Source organism: Stutzerimonas stutzeri (assembly GCF_002890915.1).
In the GTDB taxonomy this organism is placed as follows: Bacteria; Pseudomonadota; Gammaproteobacteria; order Pseudomonadales; family Pseudomonadaceae; genus Stutzerimonas; species Stutzerimonas stutzeri_AF.
Genome location: NZ_POUT01000009.1, coordinates 176,378 through 200,413 on the forward strand (window position 1 = coordinate 176,378; position 24,036 = coordinate 200,413).

Here is a 24,036-nt window from a genome sequence, read left to right on the forward strand (position 1 = left end):
GAGCTTCAAGCGGCAAGCAAAAGCAAAACCGCCTCCGCCTGCCGCGTATCACCGTACCTTGCCGCCATGTTCAAGTTCATCGCATCAAGCGAGCAGCGAGCCTCTGGCGCTCTTTGCTTGCAGCTTGAAGCTTGCAGCTTGCGGCTGCCCTCAGTTCAATTGTTCGACACGAATCCGCACGACCTTGTCCACCACGTCGTCGAGCGCTTCCAGCGCGGCGATGGCGTCGTCGATGCGCTGCTCGATCACCCGGTGCGTGACCAGGATGACCGGCACCAGACCGTCCTGCTCTTCGACTTCCTTCTGCATGATCGACTCGATGTTGATCCCGCGTTCGGAAAGGATGGTCGCCACCTGCGCCAGCACGCCCGGACGGTCCTTGGCCTGGATGCGCAGGTAGTAGGCGCTCTCGCAGGCGCTGATTGGCAGGATCGGATGGTCGGACAGCGAATCGGGTTGGAACGCCAGGTGCGGCACCCGGTTGTTCGGATCGGTGGTCAGCGCGCGCGCAACGTCCACCAGGTCGGCCACCACCGCCGAGGCGGTCGGCTCCATGCCGGCACCGGCACCGTAGTAGAGCGTGCTGCCGACGGCATCGCCATTGACCATCACCGCGTTCATCACGCCGTTGACGTTGGCGATCAGCCGGTCGGCGGGAATCAGCGTGGGATGCACGCGCAGTTCGATCCCGGCATCGGTGCGGCGGGCCACGCCCAGGTGCTTGATGCGATAGCCCAGCGCCTCGGCATAATTGACGTCGGCGGTGGTCAGCTGGGTGATGCCCTCGGTGTAGGCCTTGTCGAACTGCAGCGGAATGCCGAAGGCGATGGACGCCAGGATGGTCAGTTTGTGCGCCGCATCGATGCCCTCGACGTCGAAGGTCGGGTCGGCCTCGGCGTAGCCGAGCGCCTGCGCCTCCTTGAGCACGTCATCGAAAGTGCGGCCCTTCTCGCGCATTTCGGTGAGGATGAAGTTGCCGGTGCCGTTGATGATGCCGGCCAGCCAGTTGATGTGGTTGCCCGCCAGGCCCTCGCGGATCGCCTTGATCACCGGAATGCCCCCGGCGACGGAGGCCTCGAAGGCGACGATGACGCCCTTCTCGCGCGCCTTGGCGAAAATCTCGTTGCCATGCACGGCGATCAGCGCCTTGTTGGCGGTGACCACGTGCTTGCCGTTGTCGATGGCCTTGAGCACCAGTTCCTTGGCCAGGGTATAGCCACCGATCAGCTCGACGACGATGTCGATGTCGGGGTTGTTGACGACATCGAAGATGTCCGCGGTGATGGGCGTAGCACCGGTATTGCACTTGGGATTCGGCTGACGGGTGGCAATCTGCGCAACCTCGATTCCGCGCCCGGCACGGCGGGCAATCTCCTCGGCGTTGCGTTCGAGCACATTGAAGGTACCGCCACCGACGGTTCCCAGCCCACAGATGCCAACTTTCACCGGTTTCAAGCTGAACTCCCCCTTCACAGCGAAACGGCCGGAGACCTGCCGACCGACAAAAGAGTCGCACATTACGAAGGGAGCGGGCTTTAGTCAATCGGCCGGGCCATCCGGCTATGCACCATCCAGCCCCAGGCGCTGGTGCCATTGGGCGAGCGACTCGTCGGGGTACTCGGAGAAGCAGCGATCGCGTGCGCCGACCTGCGGCTCCACCCACCCCGCCTTGGAGCCGAGCATCAGGTGCGTATGCTCCGGCGGCACCGGCAATTCGCTGTCGATCGCCGAGGCGTGCGGGTGTACCAGTTCGGGCCAGGTCGGGTCCCACAACCACAAGGCGCTGCCGCACTGCCGGCAGAAATGACGACGCCCTTCGCTGATCCTGACCTCGCCGGTTTGCGGATCGGTCAGCCGCGCCTGATAGACGCCGATATGCTCCCGGCCCTCGACCTGCAACGTACGGTAATCACCGCCGAGATTGATCGCATAGCCACCGCCTCCCGCAGTCTTGCGGCAGATCGAACAATAGCAGCGCATGAAGGGATAGGGCTGTGCGGATTCGAGACTGAACCGCACGGCCTGGCAGTGACAGGAACCTTCGAGTTTCATCGCGACCCTCCTCGTTCGAACCCTCATCACAGGGTTTGAACGCAGCGAGCCGGCCAGTTCCAGCGTTCCGCGACCGGCCTGGCGCCATCGGACCGACGGCGCCAGGGATCATTCGGCCTTGAGTGCGACCTCGGCCAGCTGCGCGGCCGGCTGATAGCCGGGAATCATCTGCCCGTTGGCGAGGACGATGGCCGGCGTGCCCTGTACGCCGATCATCTGGCCCAGCTCGTACTGCTTGGCGATTGGCGTCTCGCAGTTGGCGGCGGCGAGTTCCTGGCGGGCCTTCGCCTTGTTCATCGCCGCCTGGCGATCCTTGGCACACCACACGCTGGCCAGGGTGTTGGCGCCATGGCTTCCCATGCCCTGGCGCGGGAAGGCGACGTAGCGCACCTCCACTCCGAGCTGGTTCAGCTGCGGCACCTCGCTGTGCAGCTTCTGGCAATAGCCGCAATCGGTGTCGGTGAAGACGGTGATATGTGTCTTCGGCTGCTTCGGCGCGAACACCACCATCTCGCTCACCGGGATCGCATTGATTTCCTTGGCGATCGACTCGCTCTGCGCCTGCTCGGTCAGGTTGATGGCCTGGCCGTTCTGGAACCGATACAGGTAGCCCTGGATCACGAACTGCCCATCGGCGCTGGCGTACAGCTGGCGGCCGCCCTGGAGCTGGACCTGATAGACACCCGGCATCGGACTTTCGGCGACGGCCTCGATGGGCATGTCCGGCTGGATCTTCTGCAGCGACTGGCGAATCGCCTGGTCGGGATCGGCAGCCATGACAACGGTGCTGGCCAGACCGGCAACGGCGGCGGCAGCGAACAAACGAATCACGCCCATGGGAACTCCTGGCAGCGACGATCGAGGGAAGGCATGCAGATTACCACAGCCCCGCCCGGCAAACTGCCGGCTGCTTCACCGGCAGGCGCGACGCATGCCGCATACATCGGGCCTAGCCACGCGGATGGTGCGCTGCATGCAGCTCCTGCAAACGTGCCCGGGCGATGTGGGTATAGATCTGCGTGGTCGACAGGTCGCTGTGGCCGAGCAGCATCTGCACCGTGCGCAAGTCGGCCCCATGGTTGAGCAGGTGCGTGGCGAAGGCGTGCCGCAGGGTATGCGGGGAAATCGACGTGGCGACGCCCGCTACCTGCGCATGCAGCTTGATCCGGTGCCAGAAGGTCTGGCGCGTCATCTGCTCGCCACGCAGGCTGGGAAACAACACGTCGCCGGGCTTGCCGGCAAGCAGCAGCTCGCGCGCATCGCGCAGGTAGCGCTCCAGCCAGTGCAGCGCCTCATCGCCCAGCGGCACCAGCCGTTCCTTGTTGCCCTTGCCGAAGGTTCGCAGCACGCCCTGGCGCAGGCTGACCTGCTCCAGCGTCAGGCTGATCAGCTCGGTCACCCGCAGGCCACAGGCATACAGCACTTCGAGCATCGCCCGGTCACGCAGGCCGAGCGGGTCGCCGATATCCGGCGCAGCCAGCAACGCCTCCACGTCCGCCTCGGACAGCGCCTTCGGCAACGGGCGGCCGAGGCGTGGCAAGTCGACCCGCAAGGTCGGGTCGACCGCGATCTCGCCTTCGCGCAGCAGGTAGCGATAGAAGCCGCGCAGCCCCGACAGGAAGCGGGCCGTGGAGCGTGCCTTGTAGCCATTGTTCAGGCGCCAGGCGAGATGATCGAGGATGATCTCGCGCCCGGCAGCGGCCAGGCGCACGCCGCGTTCGTCGAGCCAGCCATTGAACAGTGCCAGGTCGCTTCGATAGGCCTCGCGGGTATTGTCCGCCAGCCCCTTCTCCAGCCAGAGAGCATCGAGAAAGCGGTCGATGACGGGATCGTCGAGTGCGGACATGGGCAGCCTCACCAGAAACGGGCGCGACAGTGTTCCATAGCGAGCCAGCCTACGGCCAGCGCCGACTCACCCATCCCGCAACAGGCGGCTGGAATTCGCAACGAATCCACGAAACGCACCGGCCCAAACAAAAAAGCAGCCCGAAGGCTGCTTTTTTCCTGTTCCGAGGGGCGATCCTCAGACCAGCTTTTCCTTGATGCGGGCGGCCTTGCCGGACAGCGCGCGGAGGTAGTACAGCTTGGCCTTGCGCACGTCGCCGCGACGCTTGACGCTGATGCTGTCGACCATCGGGCTGTAGCTCTGGAAGGTACGCTCCACGCCCACGCCGTTGGAGATCTTGCGCACGGTGAAGGCGCTGTTCAGGCCGCGGTTGCGCTTGCCGATCACCACGCCTTCGAAGGCCTGCAGACGCTGACGGTCGCCTTCCTTCACCTTCACCTGGACGATCACGGTGTCGCCCGGGGCGAACGACGGGATTTCCTTGTTCATCTGCTCGGCTTCGAGCTGCTGAATGATCTTGTTGGTCATGCTGTGCTCCTAAGGCCAACCCACCGGGTTGCCATCGATACGTTAACTATCGTCCCGCTGACGGATGTATTCCGCCAGCAGCTTCTGTTCTTCTCCAGAAAGCGAGCGGCTATCCAGAAGATCGGCCCTGCGCTCCCAGGTCCTTCCAAGGGACTGCTGCAAGCGCCAGCGCCGGATGTGTTCATGGTTGCCGCTAAGCAGCACCTCAGGAACACATTTATCCGCATACACTTCCGGTCGCGTGTAATGCGGGCAGTCGAGCAGGCCGTCGGTAAACGAATCCTCCTCGGCGGAATCAGCATGACCCAGAGCACCCGGAAGCAACCTGGTCACGGCATCGATCAGCACCATCGCCGGCAGCTCGCCACCGGACAATACGTAGTCGCCGATCGACCATTCCTCATCCACGTGCGCCTCGATGAAGCGCTCGTCGATACCTTCGTAGCGGCCAGCAATGAGGATCAGCGCCTCCTCCTTCGCCAGCTCGCGAACGCCAGCCTGTTTCAGCTGACGCCCTTGCGGCGACAGGTAGATCACCTTCGCCGTCTCGCCAGCGGCCCGCTTGGCATCGGCCAGCGCGCGCTCCAGCGGTTCGATCTTCATCACCATGCCGGGACCTCCGCCGAACGGGCGGTCGTCCACCGTCTGGTGACGGTCTTCGGTGTAGCTCCTGGGATTCCAGCAATTGAGCTGCAACAACCCCTGCTTCACGGCACGACTGGTAATCCCGAAGTCGCGTATCGCCGCGAACATCTCCGGGAAGAGACTGATGACTTCAACACGCAAAGCGGCCATGCCGTCAGAAATCCGCATCCCAATCGACCTGCATCTCGCCTGCGTCCAGATCGATCTTCAATACGCATTGATCGGTGTAAGGCAGCAGTCGCTCACGATCGTCCAGGCTTCCAGCGCAGGGCTTGACCACCAGGACGTCGTTGGCTCCGGTTTCCAGCAGGTGGTCGACCTGGCCGAGCAGTTGCGCGGATTGGTTGATCACCTTCAAACCCTGGAGCTGATACCAGTAGTACTCACCGTCGACCAAGGCGGGCAGATCGCTACGCGGGACGCAGATATCGAAGTCGGCGTAGGTACGCGCCACTTCGCGATCATTCAAGCCCCTGAGCGTTGCCACCAGGATCTTGCCCTGGAGGCGCCCCTTGACCAACTCGACCTGCTTGACCTCGTCGCCTCGCCTCAGCGTCCAGCGGCGATAATCCAGCAGATTGTCGATCGGATCGGTAAAGGAATAGACCTTCACGTCACCGCGCACGCCATGCACCGAAACGATCTTGCCGATGACGATCAGCTCATCGACCGGAGCAGAGGCTGCGTTCATGCGATTCAGGCAGCAGCCTTGGCAGCTTCCTTCAGCAGCTGAGCAACGCGCTCAGACGGCTGTGCACCCTGGCTCAGCCAATAGGCAGCGCGCTCCTGGTTGACGGAGAGCTTCACTTCCGCACCGGTGGCGATCGGATTGAAGAAACCGATGCGCTCGACGAAGCGACCATCACGCGCATTGCGGCTGTTGGTCACGGTCAGGTGGTAGAAAGGGCGCTTCTTGGAGCCGCCACGGGCGAGACGAATAGTTACCATGTGAACATCGTTCCTGTAGTCGGTGCTAACTTAAGGCACACACTTAAAATGGGCCTGGGCCCGAAAGGCCGCGCATTTTACGAGTAAAAGAGGAAGGCTGCAAGCTGGAAGCGAATCAGGGTCCGAGCGGACAACGAAGCGCCACCAAGCGCTTGTCCGCTCTTTCTTGAAGCTTACGACTTGCAGCCTGAGGCCGTTTTTCTAGAACTTCGGCATCCCGCCGCCCGGGAACATGCCGCCCATGCCGCGCATCATCCTGGCCATGCCGCCCTTGCCGGTGACTTTCTTCATCATCTTCTGCATCTGCTTGTGCTGCTTGATCAGCCGGCCGATGTCCTGCACCTGGGTGCCGGAACCCATGGCGATGCGGCGCTTGCGCGAGCCGCTGATGATGTCCGGGTTGCGTCGCTCGGCCGGGGTCATCGAGTTGATGATGGCTTCCATCTGCTTGAACTGCTTCTCCGCCGCGCCCTGGGCATGCCCCATCTGCGACAGGTTGACCCCGCCGATGGACGGCAGCTTGTCCATCAGCCCGCCGAGGCCGCCCATGTTCTTCATCTGCTGCAACTGGTCGCGGAAGTCCTCGAGATCGAAGCCCTTGCCCTTCTTCAGCTTCTTGGTGAGCTTCTCGGCCTTCTCGCGGTCGAGGGTCTGCTCGGCCTGTTCGATCAGGCTCAGCACGTCGCCCATGCCGAGGATGCGCGAGGCGATCCGGTCCGGGTGGAAGGGCTCCAGCGCGTCGCTCTTCTCGCCCATGCCGAGGAACTTGATCGGCTTGCCGGTGACATGGCGCACCGACAGCGCGGCACCGCCACGGGCATCGCCATCGACCTTGGTCAGCACCACGCCGGTCAGCGGCAGCGCCTCGCCGAACGCGCGGGCGGTGTTGGCGGCATCCTGGCCGGTCATGGCATCGACCACGAACAGTGTCTCGACAGGCTTGATCGCCGCATGCACGGCCTGGATCTCGGCCATCATCTCGGCATCGATGGCCAGGCGACCGGCGGTATCGACCAGCACCACGTCGATGAATTTCAGCTTGGCCTCGCGGATCGCTGCCTGGGCGATCTCCACCGGCTGCTGGCTGATGTCCGAAGGGAAGAAGGTCACCCCCACTTCAGCGGCCAGGGTTTCCAGCTGCTTGATCGCCGCCGGGCGATAAACGTCGGCGGAGACCACCAACACCGTTTTTTTCTTGCGCTCCTTGAGGAAGCGCGCCAGCTTGCCGACCGTGGTGGTCTTGCCCGCACCCTGCAAGCCGGCCATGAGCACCACCGCCGGCGGCGCGGCATTCAGCGCGAGGTCCTCGTTGGCCGCCCCCATCAATTCTTCCAGCTCGGCGCGCACGATCTTCACGAACGCCTGGCCAGGCGTCAGGCTCTTCGAGACCTCGGTGCCGACGGCGCGCTCCTTGACCCTGTTGACAAACTCCTTGACCACCGGCAGCGCGACATCGGCCTCGAGCAGGGCCATTCGCACCTCGCGCAGGGTGTCCTTGATGTTGTCCTCGGTCAGCTTGGCCTTGCCGGTGACATGGCGAAGCGTTTGTGAGAGGCGATCGGTTAGGTTTTCGAACATGAGCCATTCCACGCTGGATGTGCTGAAGGGCGCGATTATAGAAGGTGGACGGGCCAGGCCGGTACCCCGCCGGCAATGCTTTTCGTCCAGCAAGCACGGCCTCGTCACATCCGCCCCGGAAGGCGACCGGGCCGGGGCGAAGTGTCGCAAGTAGGCGAAACAGACCCCAGCAGCCGCTTTTGCGGCTCCAGTCTTTGTGCCACACTCACGGCCTTTCGAGCTCGTTACCAGAACTTATGCACCCTCTGTTACCCAGCCTTGCCGCCGCCGCCCTCTACGCCGGCGTCACGGGTTACCAAAGTTTGCGTCTGGCGCAACGCGCCGTGCCGGACAAACGCCTGCTGCTCGTCATCGGCGTACTCGCGCTGCTCGCCCACAGTTTCAGCCTCTTCATCCAGCTGCTGTCGCCAAGCGGCCTGCATCTCGACTTCTTCACCGCCTCCAGCCTGATCGCCGCCGCAGTCATCCTGCTGATCCTCCTGGCGCTGTACCGGATGCCAGTGGAGAACCTGTTGCTGCTGCTGTTCCCGCTGGGCTGCCTGACCGTACTCTTCGCCCAGTTCGCGCCCTCCGGCACGGCGCCGGCGATCGCCGAAGCACCCGGCATACTCGCGCACATCCTGTTGTCGATCCTGGCCTACGGCATGTTGACCATCGCCGTGTTCCAGGCCCTGCTGCTGCTGCTGCAGGACCACCACCTCAAGCACAAGCATCCCTCGGGCCTGATCCGCAACTTCCCGCCACTGCAGACCATGGAAAGCCTGCTGTTCGGCTTCCTCTGGGCCGGCTGGATACTGCTGTCCGCCTCGCTGCTCTCGGGCTGGCTGTTTCTCGATGACCTTTTCGCCCAGCATCTGGTCCACAAGACGCTGCTTTCGGTCATCGCCTGGGTCGTCTTCGGCCTGCTGCTGTGGGGACGGCACCAGCTCGGCTGGCGTGGCTACAAGGCCATCCGTTGGACGCTGGCCGGTTTCTGCCTGCTGATGCTGGCGTATTTCGGCAGCAAGCTGGTCCGCGAATTCATCCTGCACATCTGACCCGAACAGGCTCACTCGTGGAAAATCTACATCCCGGCTTTCTGGTCGGACTGCTGGTCTTTCTGCTGTTGTGCTCGGCGTTCTTCTCCAGTTCCGAGACCGGCATGCTCAGCCTCAACCGCTATCGCCTGCGCCACCAGGCCAAGGAAGGGCATCGGGCCGCGCGACGCGCCAGCGAGCTGCTGGCCCACCCGGATCGCCTGCTGGGCACCATCCTGCTCGGCAACAACTTCGTCAACATCCTCGCCTCCTCCATCGCCACCGTGCTGGCCATGCAACTGTGGGGCGAGGCGGGCATCGCCATCGCCACCATCGGCCTGACGGTGATCCTGCTGATCTTCGGCGAGATCACGCCCAAGACCCTCGCGGCGCTGCGCCCGGAGATCGTCGCCTATCCGGTCAGCCTGCCATTGAAGCTGCTGCAGAAGGTTCTTTATCCGCTGGTCGCCCTGCTCAGCTGGGTGAGCAACGGCCTGCTCAGGCTGCTGGGCCTCGATCTCTCCAACAAGGGCAGCGACAGCCTTTCCACCGAGGAGCTGCGCAGCGTGGTACGCGAATCCGGCAGCGACCTGCCGCTGAACCGCCAGAGCATGCTGCTGGGCATTCTCGACCTCGAGCGCGTCACGGTCGACGACATCATGATTCCGCGCAACGAGGTCACCGGCATCGACCTCGACGACGACCTGGAATCGATCGTCAGCCAGCTGCGCACCACCCCTCACACGCGCCTGCCGGTGTTCCGCAACGACATCAACCAGATCGAGGGCATCGTCCACATGCGACAGATCGCCCGCCTGCTCAGCCACGATCAGCTGACCAAGGACAGCCTGCTCGAGGCCTGCAGCGCCCCCTACTTCGTGCCGGAAAACACGCCGCTCTCCACCCAGCTGCTGAATTTCCAGAAGCAGAAGCGCCGGATCGGCATCGTCGTCGACGAATACGGCGACGTGCGCGGCGTCGTCACGCTGGAAGACATCCTCGAGGAGATCGTCGGTGAATTCAGCAACCAGGACGCCCTGCGCAGCCCGGACATTCACCCGCAGGACGACGGCACGCTGGTCATCGATGGCGCCGCCTACATTCGCGAAGTGAACCGCGCACTGGGCTGGAAACTGCCCTGCGACGGCCCGAAGACCCTCAACGGCCTGATCACCGAGGCGCTGGAGCATATTCCCGACAGCGGCATCTGCCTGCAGATCGGCGACTACCGCCTGGAGATCCTCCAGGCGGCCGACAATCGCGTTAAGAGCGTGCGTGCCTGGACCATCGGCGACACCCGGACGGACGAACGGGAAGCGGAGTGACGGGAGCCGGCATGACCGCCGACTCCCCCCCCGATCAAAGCCGAACCTGCACCGCCCCTGCTGCCCGCAGCGCCTTCTCCCGCGCCGCTTCGATCGATACGTCCCGTGCCAGCGCCACGCCCATGCGCCGCTGCCCGCTGACGCCCGGCTTGCCGAACAGGCGCAATGCGGTATCCGGCTCGCCCAGCGCAGCGGCCAGGTTGCCGAAGCTCACCTCGCTCGACTCACCCTCCACCAGGATCACCGCCGAAGCGGCCGGGCCGAGCTGGCGAATCGCCGGGATCGGCAGGCCGAGGATCGCCCGTGCATGCAGCGCGAACTCCGACAGGTCCTGGGAAACCAGGGTCACCAGCCCGGTATCGTGCGGCCGCGGCGAGATCTCGCAGAACCACACCCGGTCGCCCTTGACGAACAGCTCGACGCCGAAGATGCCACGCCCACCCAGCGCATCGGTGACCGCCAGCGCGATCCGCCTCGCCTCCGCCATGGCCGCCGGGGCCATGAGCTGGGGCTGCCAGGACTCCTGGTAATCGCCCTTCTCCTGGCGGTGCCCGACCGGCTCGCAAAAGCTGGTGCCGCCCGCATGGCGCACGGTCAGCAGGGTGATTTCGTAATCGAAGTCGATGAAGCCCTCGACGATGACCCGCCCTCGGCCTGCCCGTCCACCGGCCTGGGCATAATCCCAGGCCGCCTCGACATCGGCGGCGCTGCGCAGCACCGACTGGCCCTTGCCGGAGGAGCTCATCACCGGCTTGACCAGGCACGGAAAGCCCAGCGCCTGCGTCGCGGCGCGGCATTCCTCCAGCGAATCGGCGAACCGATAGGGCGACGTCGGCAGGCCGAGCTCCTCGGCCGCCAGGCGCCGGATGCCTTCGCGGTTCATCGTCAACTGCGCCGCGCGGGCGGTGGGAATCACCGTATAGCCCTCGCCCTCCAGCTCCACCAGCGTGGCGGTGGCGATCGCCTCGATCTCCGGCACGATGCAATGCGGCCGCTCCTGTTCGATCACCGCCCGCAGCGCGGCGCCGTCGAGCATGTCGATCACGTGGCTGCGATGCGCGACCTGCATGGCCGGCGCGTTGGCGTAGCGGTCGACGGCAATCACCTCCACGCCCAGGCGTTGCAGTTCGATGACCAGTTCCTTGCCGAGCTCGCCGCAGCCACAGAGCAGGATACGGGTGGCGCTGGCGGACAGCGGGGTGCCTATTCGTGGCATGGGATTCCTCGTTTTCTGAAGTAAAGCCGGGCGCGCAGTACGCCTCACATCAGCAGGCCGCCGAGACGGGCCCGCTCGCTGCAGCGCCGCAGCACTTCGCGGCGCTCCTGGTCATCCATCAGCCCCCAGCGCCGGATCTCGTCGGCGCTGCGCTGGCAACCCACGCAGACATCGTCCTCGTCCAGCGCACAGAGGCTGACGCAGGGCGAAGCAACCGGTTTATCCGCGGCGGTCACTCATCGCGCTCCAGGTCACGGGCGTAGCGCTGGGCGTTGTGCACGTAATGGGCCGCACTGGCTTCGAGCATCTTCTTCTGCTCCTCGCTCAGCTCGCGCACCACCTTGCCGGGCGAGCCCACCACCAACGAGCCATCGGGAATTTCCTTGCCCTCGGCGATCAGGGTGTTGGCGCCGACGATGCAGTGCTTGCCGATCTTCGCGCCATTGAGCACCACGGCATTGATGCCGATCAGGCTGTAGTCACCCACAGTGCAACCGTGCAGCATGGCGTTGTGACCGACGGTCACCCCCGTTCCCAACGTCAGCGGGTGGCCCATGTCGGTGTGCATCACGCTGCCATCCTGGACGTTGCTGTTCTCGCCGATATGGATCAGCTCGTTGTCCCCGCGCAGCACCGCGCCGAACCAGACACTGGCGCCCGCATCCAGGCGGACCTTGCCCACCAGCGTGGCATTGGGCGCGACCCAGCTCTGCGGATGGGCCTCGACACGCGACTCTCCCAGACGATATTTCACAAAGCGGACCTCTCTCTCAGATGAATGGAACGCCGGCAGACCGGAAAACGCCTCGGCATGGCGCCGCTCAGGGCTTGCCGCGGCCGGACAGGTCGATGAAGGAGTCCGGCGCGCGGCGCATTTCGATACCGGCGTCGTATACCAGGTTGACCAGCTCGACGATCATGATCGCCGTCAGCCCCCATATCTGGTATTCGCCATAACGGTAGGAAGGGATGTACCAGCTCTGCCCCAGGTAATCGATGCGATGGGTGACCTCGCGCGGGTCCTGGCAGAAGAAGCTCAGCGGTACCGAGAATACCGAGGCGATCTCGGCATCGTTGGCCCGGTACTCGACGTAATCCGGAACCAGCCCCACGTATGGCGTGACGTGGATGCCATGCACCGAAACCAGGCTGCTCAGCGGGCCGACCACCTCGACCATTCCCGGTGCCAGGCCCACCTCTTCCTCGGCCTCGCGCAAAGCGGTCTGCAGCAGGTCGCGGTCTTCCGGATCGCGCCGTCCACCGGGAAAGGCCACTTCTCCGCCATGGGTGGACAAGCCGGCAGCGCGTAGCGTCAGCACCAGCTCCGGCGACTCGCTGCGCGTGATCGGCATCAGCACGGCCGCTTCGGGCAAGCGCCCCTCCGGCTCCAGGAGATGCGGGGAATAGTCGCGCACCCGTTGGAGTATTGTCTCCAGCATGAATATTCTCGTTTCGTCTTTGACCGGAATCATGGCATGAAAGGCGCAACCGCCCAAGGCCTCCCCGGAAACCTATCGACCCCGGCATGACATCTTCAGCCAACGCCGGCCGCGACGCGCCTTGCCGAATCGCCACGCACGAACCAAGATTCGCCAGAGGCCACAGGAATCGTCCATGAAATTCTGCAACCTGTGCGGCAGCCCGGTGCTTGTGCGCATTCCCGACGGCGACAACCGACCGCGCTTCGTCTGCGACAGCTGCCAGACCGTGCACTATCAGAATCCGCGTATCGTCGCCGGCTGCGTGCCCGTCTGGGAAGACCGCATCCTGCTCTGCCGACGCGCGATCGAACCACGCCTTGGCTACTGGACCCTGCCAGCCGGCTTCATGGAGAACGGCGAAACCCTGCAGCAGGCCGCGCAGCGCGAAACCCTGGAGGAAGCCTGTGCCAGGGTCCGGAACCTGCAGCTGTATACGCTGTTCGACCTGCCGCACATCAACCAGGTGTACATGTTCTTCCGTGCCGAACTGGTCGACCTGGACTTCTGCGCCGGCGACGAGAGCCTGGAAGTGAGGCTCTTCCAACAACAGGACATCCCTTGGTCCGAGCTGGCTTTTCCGACCATCGGCCGTACCCTAGAATGCTTCTTTGCCGACCGGGTGCAGCAGACCTTCCCGGTACGCAACGAGGCCATGCCTCCCATGCGCAAAACACAGGTCTGATGCAGTCCACTTCAGGAAAAGCCTCGATGCGTTGGCTGTTCGCCCTTTTCTGTCTTACCTTCACCGCGCTCTCCCACGCCAACGCGACGCCCAGCCTGGAAGAAACATCCATCGACAAGATCCTGGTGATCAAGTCGGAGCGGCAGTTGCACCTGATCAGCCGCGGCCAGGCCCTGAAAAGCTACCGTGTCTCGCTGGGCAAGCAGCCCCGGGGGGCGAAGCTGCGCGAAGGCGATCAGCGCACGCCGGAGGGCTTCTACTGGGTGGACTGGCGCAAGACCAGCGACAAGTACAACCTGGCCATGCACATCTCCTATCCCAATGCCCGCGACCTCGCCCGCGCCCAGGAACAAGGCGTAACCCCCGGCAGCATGATCATGCTCCACGGTACCCCGCGGGACGAGGAATATCCGGAGTGGTTCTTCCACACCCTGGACTGGACCGAGGGCTGCATCGCGCTGACGAACGACGACATGCGCGAAATCTGGACACTGGTCAAGGACGGCACCCTGATCGAGATTCGCCCGTAGCCCGAAGCAGCGGGCCACTGGTTGCTTTTTGCCGAAAAAAGCCGAGGCGCTGGTAGCCACCGCCCACGAAGCCTGCCCCTACTCAGGTGAAGCTGAACGTCGCCGCCTGAAGCACAAGAAAAAAACCCGATCGGTCCGCTCCGATCGGGTTCCTGCATGTTGCGACGCCGTCGCTCAGAATTGCATGTCCGACAGCCGCCATACATCGAAGGCTGGCGTTTCGTAGGGATGCGCCTTCTTCATCGCCTTGACGCTGTCGTGGATCAGTTCGTCGGCGACGACCATTTCCACCTTCCATTCGGCCACGTGCTGCACCTGCCCCAACTGGCCCAGAAACGGCTGGCTGCCTTCCAGCGGGCGGTATTGCCCCTGCCCGAGCACTTGCCAGCAGCAGCTGTCATAGGCACCGATGCGGCCAGCCCCAGCGGCGAAGACTGCTTTCTTGACTGCTTCCAGATGGCTTTCCGGAACATAGAAACACAGCTTGTACATCGACCTCTCCGTGCGGAAGAAACCCGGCGCTAGCGCATCGAGCAAGAATGAGATGGCATTTTGCCATTTACGCTCACGGCAAAAAGTGTTGCAAATCAAAACTGAGACATCGGCAACCGGGGCCGGTTCACGGGCAGCGCATGGGCGAATTGAAAAGGCCCGCTGATACGTCGCATCAGCGGGCCTGCGGGGAACGAGCCGGGTTTCAGCCGATCAACCCACCCACACTCGCGCATTGCGGAACATGCGCATCCAACCGCCATCCTCCTGCCACTCGTCCGGGCGCCAGGAGTTGGTCACGGCGCGGAACACCCGCTCCGGGTGCGGCATCATGATGGTCACGCGGCCGTCGCGACTGGTGAGGCCGGTGATGCCGCGCGGCGAGCCGTTCGGGTTGGCCGGGTAGCGCTCGGTGACCTTGCCGTGGTTGTCGACATAGCGCAGCGCCACGCTGCCGGACAGGTCGGCCTGCAGCAGGGCTTCCTCGCTTTCGAATTCGGCATGCCCCTCGCCGTGGGCGATGGCGATCGGCAGGCGCGAACCGGCCATGCCCTGGAGGAAGATCGACGGCGAATCCTGCACCTGGACCATCGCCACGCGCGCCTCGAACTGCTCCGAACGGTTGCGCACGAAGTGCGGCCAGGACTCGCTGCCCGGGATCAGCTCATGCAGGTTGCTCATCATCTGGCAGCCGTTGCACACGCCGAGGGCGAAGCTGTCGTTGCGCTCGAAGAAGGCCTGGAAGCCGTCGCGGGCACGGGCGTTGAACAGGATCGACTTGGCCCAGCCCTCGCCGGCGCCGAGCACGTCGCCGTAGGAGAAGCCGCCACAGGCGACGAGGCCCTTGAACGCATCCAGGCTGACACGGCCGGAAAGGATGTCGCTCATGTGCACGTCGATCGCGCTAAAGCCGGCGCGGTCGAACGCCGCCGCCATCTCCACCTGGCCGTTGACGCCCTGCTCGCGCAGCACCGCCACCTGCGGGCGGGCGCCGCGCTTGATGTAGGGTGCGGCGACGTCCTGGTTGACGTCGAAGCTGAGCTTGGCGCTCAGGCCCGGATTGTCTTCCTCCAGCAGCGCGTCGAATTCCTGGTCGGCGCACTCGGCGTTGTCGCGCAGGCGCTGGATCTGGTAGCTGGTCTCGGCCCACTGGCGCTGCAGCAGGCGGCGATCGCCACTGAAGACGTCATTCCCGTCGAGCCGCACCGACACATAGCCATTGTTGGCCGGCTGGCCGATCACCGCGACGCAATCGCCGAGGCCGGCCGCGCTGAACTGCGCAAGGACGATTTCGGTGTCGTCCTGGCGCACCTGGATGACCGCGCCCAGCTCCTCGTTGAAGAGCACGGCCGGGATGTCGTCGGCGTCGTCCAGCAGCCCGTCCAGGCTCAGGTTCAGGCCGCAATGGCCGGCGAAGGCCATTTCCAGAACGGTGGTCAGCAGGCCGCCGTCGGAACGGTCGTGGTAGGCCAGCAGCAGGCCGTCGGCATTCAGCCCCTGGATCACGGCGAAGAACGCCTGCAGGTCCTCGGCATCGTCGACATCCGGCGCCTGGCGGCCGAGCTTGCCGTAGACCTGGGCGAGGATCGAGGCGCCCATGCGGTTCTGGCCGCGGCCGAGGTCGATCAGGATCAGGTCGGTGGCGCCCTTGTCCAGGCGCAGCTGCGGGGTCAGCGTCTGGCGGATGTCGACGACCGGGGCGAAGCCGGACACGATCAGCGACAGCGGCGAGGTCACGCTCTTCTCCGCATCGCCATCCTGCCAGCGGGTCTTCATCGACATCGAGTCCTTGCCCACCGGGATGGTGATGCCCAGTTGCGGGCAGAGCTCCATGCCGACGGCGCGCACGGTGTCGTACAGCCGCGCGTCCTCGCCGGGGTGGCCAGCGGCGGCCATCCAGTTGGCCGACAGCTTGATGTCGGAAATCTTCTCGATGCGCGCGGCGGCGAGGTTGGTCAGCGTCTCGCCGATGGCCATGCGCCCGGACGCCGGGGCATCGAGCAACGCCAGCGGGGTGCGCTCGCCCATCGCCATGGCTTCGCCGGTATGCACGTCGTAGCTGGTGGCGGTCACCGCGCAGTCGGCCACCGGCACCTGCCAGGGACCGACCATCTGGTCGCGCGCCACCTGGCCGGTGATGCTACGGTCACCGATGGTGATCAGGAAGCTCTTGCTGGCCACGGCCGGGTGGCGCAGCACGCGCGACACGGCATCGTCGAGGTAGACCGAGGCGGCCTTGAAGTCATCGCCCAGCTCGGCTTCGCGGCTGGCGCTGCGGTGCATGCGCGGCGCCTTGCCGAGCAGCACGTTGAGCGGCATGTCCACCGGCTTGTTGCCGAAATGGCTGTCGGCGACGGTCAGGTGCGGCTCTTCGGTGGCCTCGCCGACCACCGCGAACGGGCAGCGCTCGCGCTCGCAGATGGCCTTGAAGCGCTCGAAATCGGCAGCGTCGACCGAGAGCACGTAGCGCTCCTGGGACTCGTTGCACCAGATTTCCAGCGGCGCCATGCCCGGTTCGTCGTTGGGGACGTTGCGCAGCTCGAAGCGCCCGCCGCGGCCGCCATCGTTGACCAGCTCCGGGAAGGCGTTGGACAGGCCGCCGGCGCCGACGTCATGGATGAACTTGATCGGGTTCTGCTCGCCCAGCTGCCAGCAGCGGTCGATGACCTCCTGGCAACGGCGCTCCATTTCCGGGTTGTCGCGCTGCACCGAGGCGAAGTCCAGGTCCGCCGAGCTGGTGCCGGTGGCCATGGAAGAAGCCGCACCGCCGCCCAGGCCGATCAGCATGGCCGGGCCGCCGAGCACGATCAGCTTGCCGCCAACCGAGATTTCGCCCTTCTGCACATGGTCTTCGCGGATGTTGCCCATGCCGCCGGCGAGCATGATCGGCTTGTGGTAGCCGCGCACCTCGTCGCCGCGCGGAGTCTCGACCGCCTGCTCGAAGGTGCGGAAATAGCCGGTCAGCGCTGGACGGCCGAACTCGTTGTTGAACGCGGCGCCGCCCAGCGGGCCTTCGATCATGATGTCCAGCGGCGTGACGATGCGCTCCGGCTTGCCGTAGGGCTTTTCCCAGGGCTGCTCGAAACCGGGAATGTTCAGGTTGGAGACGGTGAAGCCGGTCAGGCCGGCCTTGGGCTTGGCGCCGCGGCCGGTGGCGCCCTCGTCGCGGATCTCGCCGCCGGAGCCGGTGGAGGCACCGGGGAACGGGGCGATGGCGGTCGGGTGGTTGTGGGTTTCCACCTTCATCAGGATGTGCACCGGCTCCTGGCTCGCCGCGTACTCGCCGGTTGCGGGATTCGGGTAGAAGCGCCCGGCCGGGTGGCCGACGATCACCGCGGCGTTGTCCTTGTAGGCCGACAGCACGCCTTCGTTGTGCAACTGGTAGGTGTTCTTGATCATGCCGAACAGGGACTTGTCCTGGCTCTCGCCGTCGATGTCCCAGCTGGCGTTGAAGATCTTGTGCCGGCAATGCTCGGAGTTGGCCTGGGCGAACATCATCAGCTCGATGTCGTGCGGGTTGCGTCCCAGGCCGGTGAAGGCCTGCACCAGGTAGTCGATCTCGTCCTCGGCCAGGGCCAGGCCCAGCTCGACGTTGGCCCGCTCCAGCGCGACGCGGCCGCCGCCGAGCACGTCCACGGCGGTGAGCGGCCGGGGCTCGGCATGGCTGAACAGGTTGGCGGCTTCCTCGAAGCGGCCCAGTACCAGCTGGGTCATGCGGTCGTGCAGCGCGGCGGCGACCAGCGGCACGTCGGCGTCGGCGATATCGCCCTGCACGTAGTAGGCGATGCCGCGCTCCAGGCGCTGGATCTTGTCCAGGCCGCAGTTGCGGGCGATGTCGCTGGCCTTGCTCGACCAGGGCGAGATGGTGCCGAAGCGCGGTACCACCAGGAACAGCCGGCCGGCGGGTTCCTGCACCGGTACGCTGGGGCCGTACTTCAGCAGACGGGCCAGCACGTGCTGCTCATCGACGCCAAGCGCGCCGGATACCTCGGCGAAATGAGCGAACTCGGCATACAACCCGCTCACCGCGGGGACCTTCTCGGTCAGTTGTGCCAGGAGCTTGCCGTGACGGAAGGCGGAAAGAGCGGGAGCGCCGCGCAGGATCAACATCGTCGGAACAGCCTCGGAGGGGGAGCAGTCGGGCCGCGTATTCTAGCTCATGACGGCAGCCGAAGGGCACTGGAAGCTGGCGTAGGGTGGATGTCGCTTTTTACATCCACCGTGGCTCTGCTCGCCGGGTCGGTGAAGCGTGACCCGGCCTACAGCTGGAAGCTGGAAGCTGGAAGCTGGAAGCTGGAAGCTGGAAGCTGGAAGCTGGAAGCTGGAAGCTGGAAGCTGGAAGCTGGAAGCTGGAAAACAGTGTGCGGGCCGACACCAAAGTCTCGCCAAGCACTTTCCCGCTTTTTTCTTCCAGCTCCAGGCTTCCGGCTTCAAGCTGCCCTTAATGCAATATCTGGCTGAGGAACAGCTTGGTCCTGTCGTTGACCGGGTTGTTGAAGAACGTCTCCGGCTCGGCCTGCTCGACGATCTCGCCCTTGTCCATGAAGATCACCCGGTCGGCCACCGTGCGGGCGAAGCCCATCTCGTGGGTCACGCAGAGCATGGTCATGCCGCTCTCGGCGAGACCGATCATGGTGTCGAGCACTTCCTTGACCATTTCCGGGTCGAGCGCCGAGGTAGGCTCGTCGAACAGCATGATCTTCGGCTTCATGCACAGCGCGCGGGCGATCGCCACCCGCTGCTGCTGGCCACCGGAGAGCTGGCCGGGGAACTTGCCGGCCTGCTCCGGAATGCGCACGCGCTCCAGGTAGTGCATGGCGATCTCCTCGGCCTGGCGCCGTGGCAACTTGCGCACCCACATCGGCGCCAGCGTGCAGTTCTGCAGCACGGTCAGGTGCGGGAACAGATTGAAATGCTGGAAGACCATGCCGACTTCACTGCGGATCGCCTCGATCTGCTTGAGATTGTTGGTCAGTTCCACGCCGTTGATGACGATACGCCCCTGCTGGTGCTCCTCCAGCCGGTTGAGGCAGCGGATGGTGGTGGATTTGCCGGAGCCGGAGGGGCCGCAGAGCACGATGCGCTCGCCCTGGCGCACGCTCAGGTTGATGTCCTTGAGCACGTGGAACTGGCCGAACCACTTGTGCACGCCCTGCATCTGGATGATCGGCCCGCTCGCTTGCTCGGGTTGTCTGCTGGTCTCGTTCATATGAAGCTCCTAACGCTTGTGGCCAGTGTCCAGCTTGCGCTCCAGGCGCATCGAGTAGCGGGACATGCCGAAACAGAACATCCAGTACACCAGCGCGGCGAACACGTAGCCCTCGGTGGACATGCCCAACCAGGCCGGGTCCGCAGTGGCGCGCTTGATACTGTTGAGGAAGTCGAACAGGCCGATGATGATCACCAGGCTGGTGTCCTTGAACAGGGCGATGAAGGTGTTGACGATGCCCGGGATCACCAGCTTCAGCGCCTGCGGCAGGATCACCAGCAGCGTGCTGCGCCAGTAGCCCAGCCCCATCGCCGCCGCGGCCTCGTACTGGCCCTTGGGGATCGCCTGCAGGCCGCCGCGCACCACCTCGGCGATATAGGCGGCCTCGAAGAACACCACCATCAGCATCGCCCGCAGCAGCTTGTCGAGGTTCATGCCCTCGGGCAGGAACAACGGCAGCATCACCGACGACATGAACAGCACGGTGATCAGCGGTACGCCGCGCCAGAACTCGATGAAGGTCACGCAGAGCACGCGGATCGCCGGCATGTCCGAGCGCCGCCCCAGCGCCAGCAGGATGCCCAGTGGCAGCGCTCCGGCGATGCCCACCGCGGCGATCACCACGGTCAGCATCAGGCCGCCCCACTGGCTGGTGGACACCGTCTGCAGGCCAAAGAAGCCGCCGTGCAGCAGCCAGTAGGCCAGCAACGGATAGGCCAGCAGGTAGCCCAGGCCGTAGCGCAGCTTGTGCGGCATCTGCCGCAGGAACAACGGCGCGGCGCCGATGATCGCCAGCCAGGCCGCGGCATCCACGCGCCAACGCAGTTCGGTCGGGTAGAAGCCGTACATGAACTGGCCGAAGCGGACCTGCACGAATACCCAGCAGGCGCCCTCGCGGCTGCAGTCGGCGCGAGTTTCCCCGCTCCAGTCGGCCTTGAAGATCGCCCACTCCAGCACCGGCGGCAGGATCAGCCAGACCAGGTACAGCCCCAGCAGCGTCAGCAGGGTATTGAACCAGCTGGAAAACAGGTTGGCCCGCAGCCAGCCGAGGGCACCGATGCTGATCGTCGGTGGTGGCAGGTCGGGCTTGAAGGTATGCAGAGTCATGCGCTCACCGTTCGATCAGCGCAATGCGCTTGTTGTACCAGTTCATCAGCAGCGAGATGCTGATGCTGATGGCCAGGTAGACGCTCATGGTGATGGCCATGGTCTCGATGGCCTGGCCGGTCTGGTTGAGTACCGTGCCGGCGAACAGCGAGACCATGTCCGGGTAGCCGATGGCCGCGGCCAGCGACGAGTTCTTCGCCAGGTTCAGGTACTGGCTGGTCAGCGGCGGCACGATCACCCGCAGCGCCTGCGGCACGATCACCAGCCGCAGCACCTGGCCGGGGCGCAAGCCGAGGGACGCCGCGGCCTCCGTCTGACCATGGCTGACCGACTGGATACCCGCACGCACGGTTTCGCCAATGAATGCCGCGGTATAGACCGACAGCGCCACCACGATCGACACCAGTTCGGGAATCACCACCCAGCCGCCGCGGATATTGAAACGTTGCAACTGCGGGACTTCCCAGAGGAACGGCGCGCCGGTGACCAGCGTGACCAGCCAGGGAATCGCGATGAACAGGCCGAGGCTGCACCAGAACACCGGGAACGTCTGGCCGGTGGCATGGCGCCGTGCGCGCGCCCAGCGATTGAGCACGACCACGGCGAGCAGCGCGGCGAACAGCGACAGCCAGAATGCCCAGAAACCGTCGGCGGCGCTGGGCGCCGGCATCTGCACCCCGCGGTTGTTGATGAAGATGATGTCCAGCAGGTTCAGGCTGTTGCGCGGCCCCGGCAGTGGGCCGATCACCGCGAAATAGACGAAGAATATCTGCAGCAGTGGCGGAATATTGCGAAATGTCTCGATGTAGAGCGTCGCCAGCTGGCGAATCAGCCAGTTGCTCGACAACCGCCCGACACCGAGGATGAAGCCCATGATGGTGGCGAAGAAAATGCCGACCACACTGACCAGCAAGGTATTGAGCAGCCCGATCCAGAATACCCGTCCGTACGAGTCGCTCTCGCTATAGTCGATCAGGTGCTGGGATATACCGAAACCGGCGGCGCTGTTCAGGAAACCGAAGCCGGAGGTGATGCCGCGATGGGTAAGATTGGTCTGGGTGTTGTGGAACAGGTACCAGCCGAATGCCACGACGGCGATGACGGCAATAATCTGAAACAGCCATGCCCGCGCCTTGGGATCGTTCACTAACGATCCGCCGGCCGGCCTGAGATTGTCGATGGTTCGCATCGAAATTCCTCATACCGCACCGCCGACGCGTTGTGCGCACCGGCGGCACTTCTCCCTGTGGAAACGGGGCCGGTATCGCCGGCCCCGTTCGGTCAACGCACCGGCGGTGCGTACTGCACGCCGCCGTTGTTCCAGAGGGCATTGAGGCCGCGTTCGATCTTCAGCTCACTGCCGGCACCGACGTTGCGGTCGAAGATCTCGCCATAGTTGCCGACCTGCTTGACGATCTGTACCGCCCAGTCCTTCGGCAGCTTCAGGTCCTTGCCGTATTCCCCTTCGGCACCCAGCAGGCGCGCCACGTCGGGATTCTTGGTGGTCTTGGCCATGTCTTCCACATTGGCCGAAGTGATGCCCAGTTCCTCCGCGTTGAGCATGGCGAACAGACTCCAGCGGACGATGTCGAACCATTCCTCGTCGCCCTGGCGGACCGCCGGGCCGAGCGGCTCCTTGGAAATCACTTCCGGCAGCACCACGTAGTCATCGGGCTTGGCCAGCTTGATGCGCTGGGCATAGAGCTGCGACTGATCCGAGGTCAGCACGTCGCAGCGGCCGGATTCCAGCGACTTGGCGCTTTCATCGGAAGTGTCGTAGGTGATGGGGGTATATTTCAGGCCGTTGGCACGGAAATAGTCGGAGAGATTCAGCTCGGTGGTGGTGCCTGCCTGGATGCAGACGGTGGCGCCATCGAGTTCCTTGGCGCTGCTGACGCCGAGTTCCTTGTTCACCAGAAAGCCCTGCCCGTCGTAGTAGGTCACGCCGGTGAAGTTCAGTCCCATCGCCGCATCCCGCGAGCTGGTCCAGGTCGTGTTGCGCGACAGCATGTCGATCTCGCCGGACTGCAGGGCCGTGAAGCGCTCCTTGGCCGTCAGCGGGCTGTACTTGACCTTGCCGGCGTCGCCGAAGACCGCGGCCGCCACCGCGCGGCAGACATCCACGTCGATCCCCCGATACTGCCCCTTCGCATCGGCGAAGGAGAAGCCCGGCAGGCCGTCGCTGATACCGCACTGCACGAATCCTTTCTTCTGCACCGCATCGAGGGTCGCCCCCGCCTGCGCCAGCCCACTGAGGCCCAGCATCGTCGCGGCGCCCAGCACGGCCAGTGTGGATTTCACCCTAATCATCGAAACCTCCAGTTTGCTTTCTTATTCTCGGGTCTGACCTGCCCTGCCCCGGCACCCTCGCGAGCGATGCGCACCGCAACAGAGCAGTATCCAACCTGAGTCTAGTCGCCCGTGGATGATCGGCAATTTCCGATGCACGATCCCGCGGCTCATCGAACCGAGTCGGCCCAGGGACAAAGCAAGCGGCGTACCAGCTTGCGGAGAAAAGCAACAACGGACGCTGGCACGGGTTCTATCGCCACCCGAGACCGGGTAACCTCGCGCCATTCCCTCGGCTGTGGCGCGCGGCATGCCCCAGGACGAGGCGACCCGCCCCCTACTGGAGCCGAACCATGAGCGAACCGCTGATTCTCGAGCCCACCGACGTCGCCGACGCCTGCGTCATCTGGCTGCATGGCCTGGGTGCCGATCGCTATGACTTCCTGCCGGTAGCCGAAGCGCTGCAGCAGCGCCTGCACAGCACCCGCTTCGTCCTGCCGCAGGCGCCGACGCGCCCGGTGACCATCAATGGCGGCTGGAGCATGCCGAGCTGGTACGACATTCTCGCCATGAGCCCGGCGCGGGCGATCGACAGCGAACAGCTGGAAGCCTCGGCGCAACAGGTGATCGCACTGGCCGAGGCGCAACGTGACGCCGGCATCGACCCGGCGCGGATCGTCCTCGCCGGCTTTTCCCAGGGCGGCGCCGTAGTGCTGCACACCGCCTTCTTCCGCTGGCAGGGGCCGCTGGGCGGCGTCATCGCCCTTTCCACCTACGCGCCGACCTTCGGCGAGCATCCCAGCTTCTGCGCCGAGGCCCTGCGCTACCCGGTGCTGTGCCTGCACGGCAATCGCGACGACGTGGTGCCGCCGGCGATGGGCCGCGCGGCGTACCAGAGCCTGCAGGCGGCTGGCGTCAAGGCCACCTGGCGCGAGTACCCGATGAGCCACGAGGTTTTGCCGGAGGAAATCCGCGACATCAGCGACTGGCTGGTCGCCCTGCAAAAGTCCTGACGCATACCGCTCATCCGGCCATTTGCGGCTACGCTTGTTTATAAAAGACAAGAGCGTGGCGGGGCCGCGTCCGCATGGG

The 24,036-nt window shown here is 64.7% G+C and carries 24 protein-coding genes; 5 read left to right on the plus strand and 19 right to left on the minus strand.

Translation table 11 applies throughout. The features are described from left to right. Positions 1 to 150: 150 nt before the first annotated feature. From CXK94_RS16570 to ffh, 9 genes are all read right to left on the minus strand, one after another. Positions 151 to 1,455, minus strand: a complete 1,305-nt coding sequence (locus CXK94_RS16570) for a homoserine dehydrogenase (protein WP_102895156.1) — start codon at positions 1,453 to 1,455, stop codon at positions 151 to 153. A gap of 105 nt (positions 1,456 to 1,560) precedes the next feature. Then, on the minus strand, positions 1,561 to 2,052 hold the full coding sequence (locus CXK94_RS16575) for a GFA family protein (protein WP_037038633.1): 492 nt from the start codon (positions 2,050 to 2,052) through the stop codon (positions 1,561 to 1,563). 108 nt (positions 2,053 to 2,160) lie between these two features. Continuing rightward, positions 2,161 to 2,889: a thioredoxin fold domain-containing protein gene (locus CXK94_RS16580; RefSeq protein ID WP_037038631.1), complete on the minus strand. Its 729-nt coding sequence runs from the start codon at positions 2,887 to 2,889 to the stop codon at positions 2,161 to 2,163. 112 nt (positions 2,890 to 3,001) lie between these two features. Further along, on the minus strand, positions 3,002 to 3,898 hold the full coding sequence (gene xerD, locus CXK94_RS16585; protein WP_102895157.1) for a site-specific tyrosine recombinase XerD: 897 nt from the start codon (positions 3,896 to 3,898) through the stop codon (positions 3,002 to 3,004). 177 nt (positions 3,899 to 4,075) lie between these two features. Next, complete coding sequence (gene rplS / locus CXK94_RS16590; protein WP_102895158.1) at positions 4,076 to 4,426, minus strand: 50S ribosomal protein L19; 351 nt, start codon at positions 4,424 to 4,426, stop codon at positions 4,076 to 4,078. A gap of 42 nt (positions 4,427 to 4,468) precedes the next feature. Next, a complete protein-coding gene (trmD, locus tag CXK94_RS16595) occupies positions 4,469 to 5,221 on the minus strand; it encodes a tRNA (guanosine(37)-N1)-methyltransferase TrmD (protein WP_102895159.1) in 753 nt (250 codons plus the stop codon). A 4-nt stretch (positions 5,222 to 5,225) separates the two neighbouring features. Next, positions 5,226 to 5,762 carry a ribosome maturation factor RimM gene (rimM, locus tag CXK94_RS16600; protein ID WP_102895160.1) on the minus strand — a complete coding sequence of 179 codons (537 nt, stop codon included), beginning with the start codon at positions 5,760 to 5,762 and terminating at the stop codon, positions 5,226 to 5,228. Positions 5,763 to 5,767: 5 nt separating this feature from the next. Then, the gene (gene rpsP / locus CXK94_RS16605) at positions 5,768 to 6,019 is read right to left on the minus strand and encodes a 30S ribosomal protein S16 (protein WP_102895161.1); all 252 of its coding nucleotides are present in this window, start codon (positions 6,017 to 6,019) and stop codon (positions 5,768 to 5,770) included. A gap of 201 nt (positions 6,020 to 6,220) precedes the next feature. After that, complete coding sequence (gene ffh, locus CXK94_RS16610; protein ID WP_102895162.1) at positions 6,221 to 7,597, minus strand: signal recognition particle protein; 1,377 nt, start codon at positions 7,595 to 7,597, stop codon at positions 6,221 to 6,223. Positions 7,598 to 7,833: 236 nt separating this feature from the next. On the opposite strand from ffh, the gene CXK94_RS16615 reads away from it, so the two are divergent. Together CXK94_RS16615 and CXK94_RS16620 are read left to right on the plus strand one after the other, a co-directional pair. Beyond that, positions 7,834 to 8,634, plus strand: coding sequence for a cytochrome C assembly family protein (locus CXK94_RS16615; RefSeq protein WP_037038620.1), 801 nt, complete (start codon positions 7,834 to 7,836; stop codon positions 8,632 to 8,634). Positions 8,635 to 8,651: 17 nt separating this feature from the next. Then, the gene (locus CXK94_RS16620; RefSeq protein WP_102895163.1) at positions 8,652 to 9,938 is read left to right on the plus strand and encodes an HlyC/CorC family transporter; all 1,287 of its coding nucleotides are present in this window, start codon (positions 8,652 to 8,654) and stop codon (positions 9,936 to 9,938) included. Between the two features lie 34 nt (positions 9,939 to 9,972). On the opposite strand, the gene purT is transcribed toward CXK94_RS16620, so the two are convergent. The 4 genes from purT to CXK94_RS16640 form a co-directional block, all read right to left on the minus strand. Beyond that, the gene (gene purT, locus CXK94_RS16625) at positions 9,973 to 11,154 is read right to left on the minus strand and encodes a formate-dependent phosphoribosylglycinamide formyltransferase (RefSeq protein WP_102895164.1); all 1,182 of its coding nucleotides are present in this window, start codon (positions 11,152 to 11,154) and stop codon (positions 9,973 to 9,975) included. 44 nt (positions 11,155 to 11,198) lie between these two features. Continuing rightward, positions 11,199 to 11,390: a DUF1289 domain-containing protein gene (locus tag CXK94_RS16630; protein ID WP_102895165.1), complete on the minus strand. Its 192-nt coding sequence runs from the start codon at positions 11,388 to 11,390 to the stop codon at positions 11,199 to 11,201. Then, positions 11,387 to 11,908 (minus strand): gamma carbonic anhydrase family protein, encoded by a 522-nt coding sequence (locus tag CXK94_RS16635; RefSeq protein WP_102895166.1) that lies wholly within the window; start codon positions 11,906 to 11,908, stop codon positions 11,387 to 11,389. Before CXK94_RS16635 ends, CXK94_RS16630 begins: the two co-directional genes overlap by 4 nt. 67 nt (positions 11,909 to 11,975) lie before the next feature. Next, entirely contained in the window at positions 11,976 to 12,593 is a 618-nt protein-coding gene (locus CXK94_RS16640) for a CoA pyrophosphatase (RefSeq protein WP_037038611.1), read from the minus strand. Between the two features lie 175 nt (positions 12,594 to 12,768). Between CXK94_RS16640 and CXK94_RS16645 the strand changes: the two genes are divergently transcribed. Further along, the gene (locus tag CXK94_RS16645; protein WP_037038607.1) at positions 12,769 to 13,317 is read left to right on the plus strand and encodes an NUDIX hydrolase; all 549 of its coding nucleotides are present in this window, start codon (positions 12,769 to 12,771) and stop codon (positions 13,315 to 13,317) included. Between the two features lie 26 nt (positions 13,318 to 13,343). Continuing rightward, a complete protein-coding gene (locus CXK94_RS16650; RefSeq protein ID WP_037038605.1) occupies positions 13,344 to 13,847 on the plus strand; it encodes a L,D-transpeptidase family protein in 504 nt (167 codons plus the stop codon). Between the two features lie 174 nt (positions 13,848 to 14,021). On the opposite strand, the gene CXK94_RS16655 is transcribed toward CXK94_RS16650, so the two are convergent. The 6 genes from CXK94_RS16655 to CXK94_RS16680 form a co-directional block, all read right to left on the minus strand. After that, complete coding sequence (locus tag CXK94_RS16655) at positions 14,022 to 14,339, minus strand: YqfO family protein (RefSeq protein ID WP_037038603.1); 318 nt, start codon at positions 14,337 to 14,339, stop codon at positions 14,022 to 14,024. A gap of 213 nt (positions 14,340 to 14,552) precedes the next feature. After that, entirely contained in the window at positions 14,553 to 18,449 is a 3,897-nt protein-coding gene (gene purL / locus CXK94_RS16660) for a phosphoribosylformylglycinamidine synthase (RefSeq protein ID WP_102895167.1), read from the minus strand. A gap of 331 nt (positions 18,450 to 18,780) precedes the next feature. Continuing rightward, on the minus strand, positions 18,781 to 19,548 hold the full coding sequence (locus CXK94_RS16665; RefSeq protein ID WP_037038601.1) for an amino acid ABC transporter ATP-binding protein: 768 nt from the start codon (positions 19,546 to 19,548) through the stop codon (positions 18,781 to 18,783). Positions 19,549 to 19,557: 9 nt separating this feature from the next. After that, a complete protein-coding gene (locus CXK94_RS16670; protein ID WP_037038598.1) occupies positions 19,558 to 20,655 on the minus strand; it encodes an amino acid ABC transporter permease in 1,098 nt (365 codons plus the stop codon). A gap of 4 nt (positions 20,656 to 20,659) precedes the next feature. Then, complete coding sequence (locus tag CXK94_RS16675; RefSeq protein WP_102895168.1) at positions 20,660 to 21,844, minus strand: amino acid ABC transporter permease; 1,185 nt, start codon at positions 21,842 to 21,844, stop codon at positions 20,660 to 20,662. A 92-nt stretch (positions 21,845 to 21,936) separates the two neighbouring features. Continuing rightward, positions 21,937 to 22,965, minus strand: coding sequence for an amino acid ABC transporter substrate-binding protein (locus tag CXK94_RS16680; protein ID WP_037043005.1), 1,029 nt, complete (start codon positions 22,963 to 22,965; stop codon positions 21,937 to 21,939). Positions 22,966 to 23,297: 332 nt separating this feature from the next. Between CXK94_RS16680 and CXK94_RS16685 the strand changes: the two genes are divergently transcribed. Further along, entirely contained in the window at positions 23,298 to 23,957 is a 660-nt protein-coding gene (locus CXK94_RS16685; RefSeq protein ID WP_102895169.1) for an alpha/beta hydrolase, read from the plus strand. The last annotated feature ends 79 nt before the right edge of the window (positions 23,958 to 24,036 follow it).

What these genes read in the sequence shown, in the direction of transcription:
- trmD (WP_102895159.1), bottom strand. Translation starts at nt 5,221, where the DNA reads ATGGCCGCTTTGCGTGTTGAAGTCATCAGTCTCTTCCCGGAGATGTTC.
- CXK94_RS16615 (WP_037038620.1), top strand. Translation starts at nt 7,834, where the DNA reads ATGCACCCTCTGTTACCCAGCCTTGCCGCCGCCGCCCTCTACGCCGGC.
- CXK94_RS16680 (WP_037043005.1), bottom strand. Translation starts at nt 22,965, where the DNA reads ATGATTAGGGTGAAATCCACACTGGCCGTGCTGGGCGCCGCGACGATG.
- CXK94_RS16650 (WP_037038605.1), top strand. Translation starts at nt 13,344, where the DNA reads ATGCGTTGGCTGTTCGCCCTTTTCTGTCTTACCTTCACCGCGCTCTCC.
- CXK94_RS16575 (WP_037038633.1), bottom strand. Translation starts at nt 2,052, where the DNA reads ATGAAACTCGAAGGTTCCTGTCACTGCCAGGCCGTGCGGTTCAGTCTC.
- CXK94_RS16665 (WP_037038601.1), bottom strand. Translation starts at nt 19,548, where the DNA reads ATGAACGAGACCAGCAGACAACCCGAGCAAGCGAGCGGGCCGATCATC.
- purL (WP_102895167.1), bottom strand. Translation starts at nt 18,449, where the DNA reads ATGTTGATCCTGCGCGGCGCTCCCGCTCTTTCCGCCTTCCGTCACGGC.
- ffh (WP_102895162.1), bottom strand. Translation starts at nt 7,597, where the DNA reads ATGTTCGAAAACCTAACCGATCGCCTCTCACAAACGCTTCGCCATGTC.
- CXK94_RS16655 (WP_037038603.1), bottom strand. Translation starts at nt 14,339, where the DNA reads ATGTACAAGCTGTGTTTCTATGTTCCGGAAAGCCATCTGGAAGCAGTC.
- CXK94_RS16580 (WP_037038631.1), bottom strand. Translation starts at nt 2,889, where the DNA reads ATGGGCGTGATTCGTTTGTTCGCTGCCGCCGCCGTTGCCGGTCTGGCC.
- CXK94_RS16645 (WP_037038607.1), top strand. Translation starts at nt 12,769, where the DNA reads ATGAAATTCTGCAACCTGTGCGGCAGCCCGGTGCTTGTGCGCATTCCC.
- CXK94_RS16670 (WP_037038598.1), bottom strand. Translation starts at nt 20,655, where the DNA reads ATGACTCTGCATACCTTCAAGCCCGACCTGCCACCACCGACGATCAGC.
- CXK94_RS16685 (WP_102895169.1), top strand. Translation starts at nt 23,298, where the DNA reads ATGAGCGAACCGCTGATTCTCGAGCCCACCGACGTCGCCGACGCCTGC.
- CXK94_RS16640 (WP_037038611.1), bottom strand. Translation starts at nt 12,593, where the DNA reads ATGCTGGAGACAATACTCCAACGGGTGCGCGACTATTCCCCGCATCTC.
- xerD (WP_102895157.1), bottom strand. Translation starts at nt 3,898, where the DNA reads ATGTCCGCACTCGACGATCCCGTCATCGACCGCTTTCTCGATGCTCTC.
- rimM (WP_102895160.1), bottom strand. Translation starts at nt 5,762, where the DNA reads ATGAACGCAGCCTCTGCTCCGGTCGATGAGCTGATCGTCATCGGCAAG.
- rpsP (WP_102895161.1), bottom strand. Translation starts at nt 6,019, where the DNA reads ATGGTAACTATTCGTCTCGCCCGTGGCGGCTCCAAGAAGCGCCCTTTC.
- CXK94_RS16675 (WP_102895168.1), bottom strand. Translation starts at nt 21,844, where the DNA reads ATGCGAACCATCGACAATCTCAGGCCGGCCGGCGGATCGTTAGTGAAC.
- purT (WP_102895164.1), bottom strand. Translation starts at nt 11,154, where the DNA reads ATGCCACGAATAGGCACCCCGCTGTCCGCCAGCGCCACCCGTATCCTG.
- rplS (WP_102895158.1), bottom strand. Translation starts at nt 4,426, where the DNA reads ATGACCAACAAGATCATTCAGCAGCTCGAAGCCGAGCAGATGAACAAG.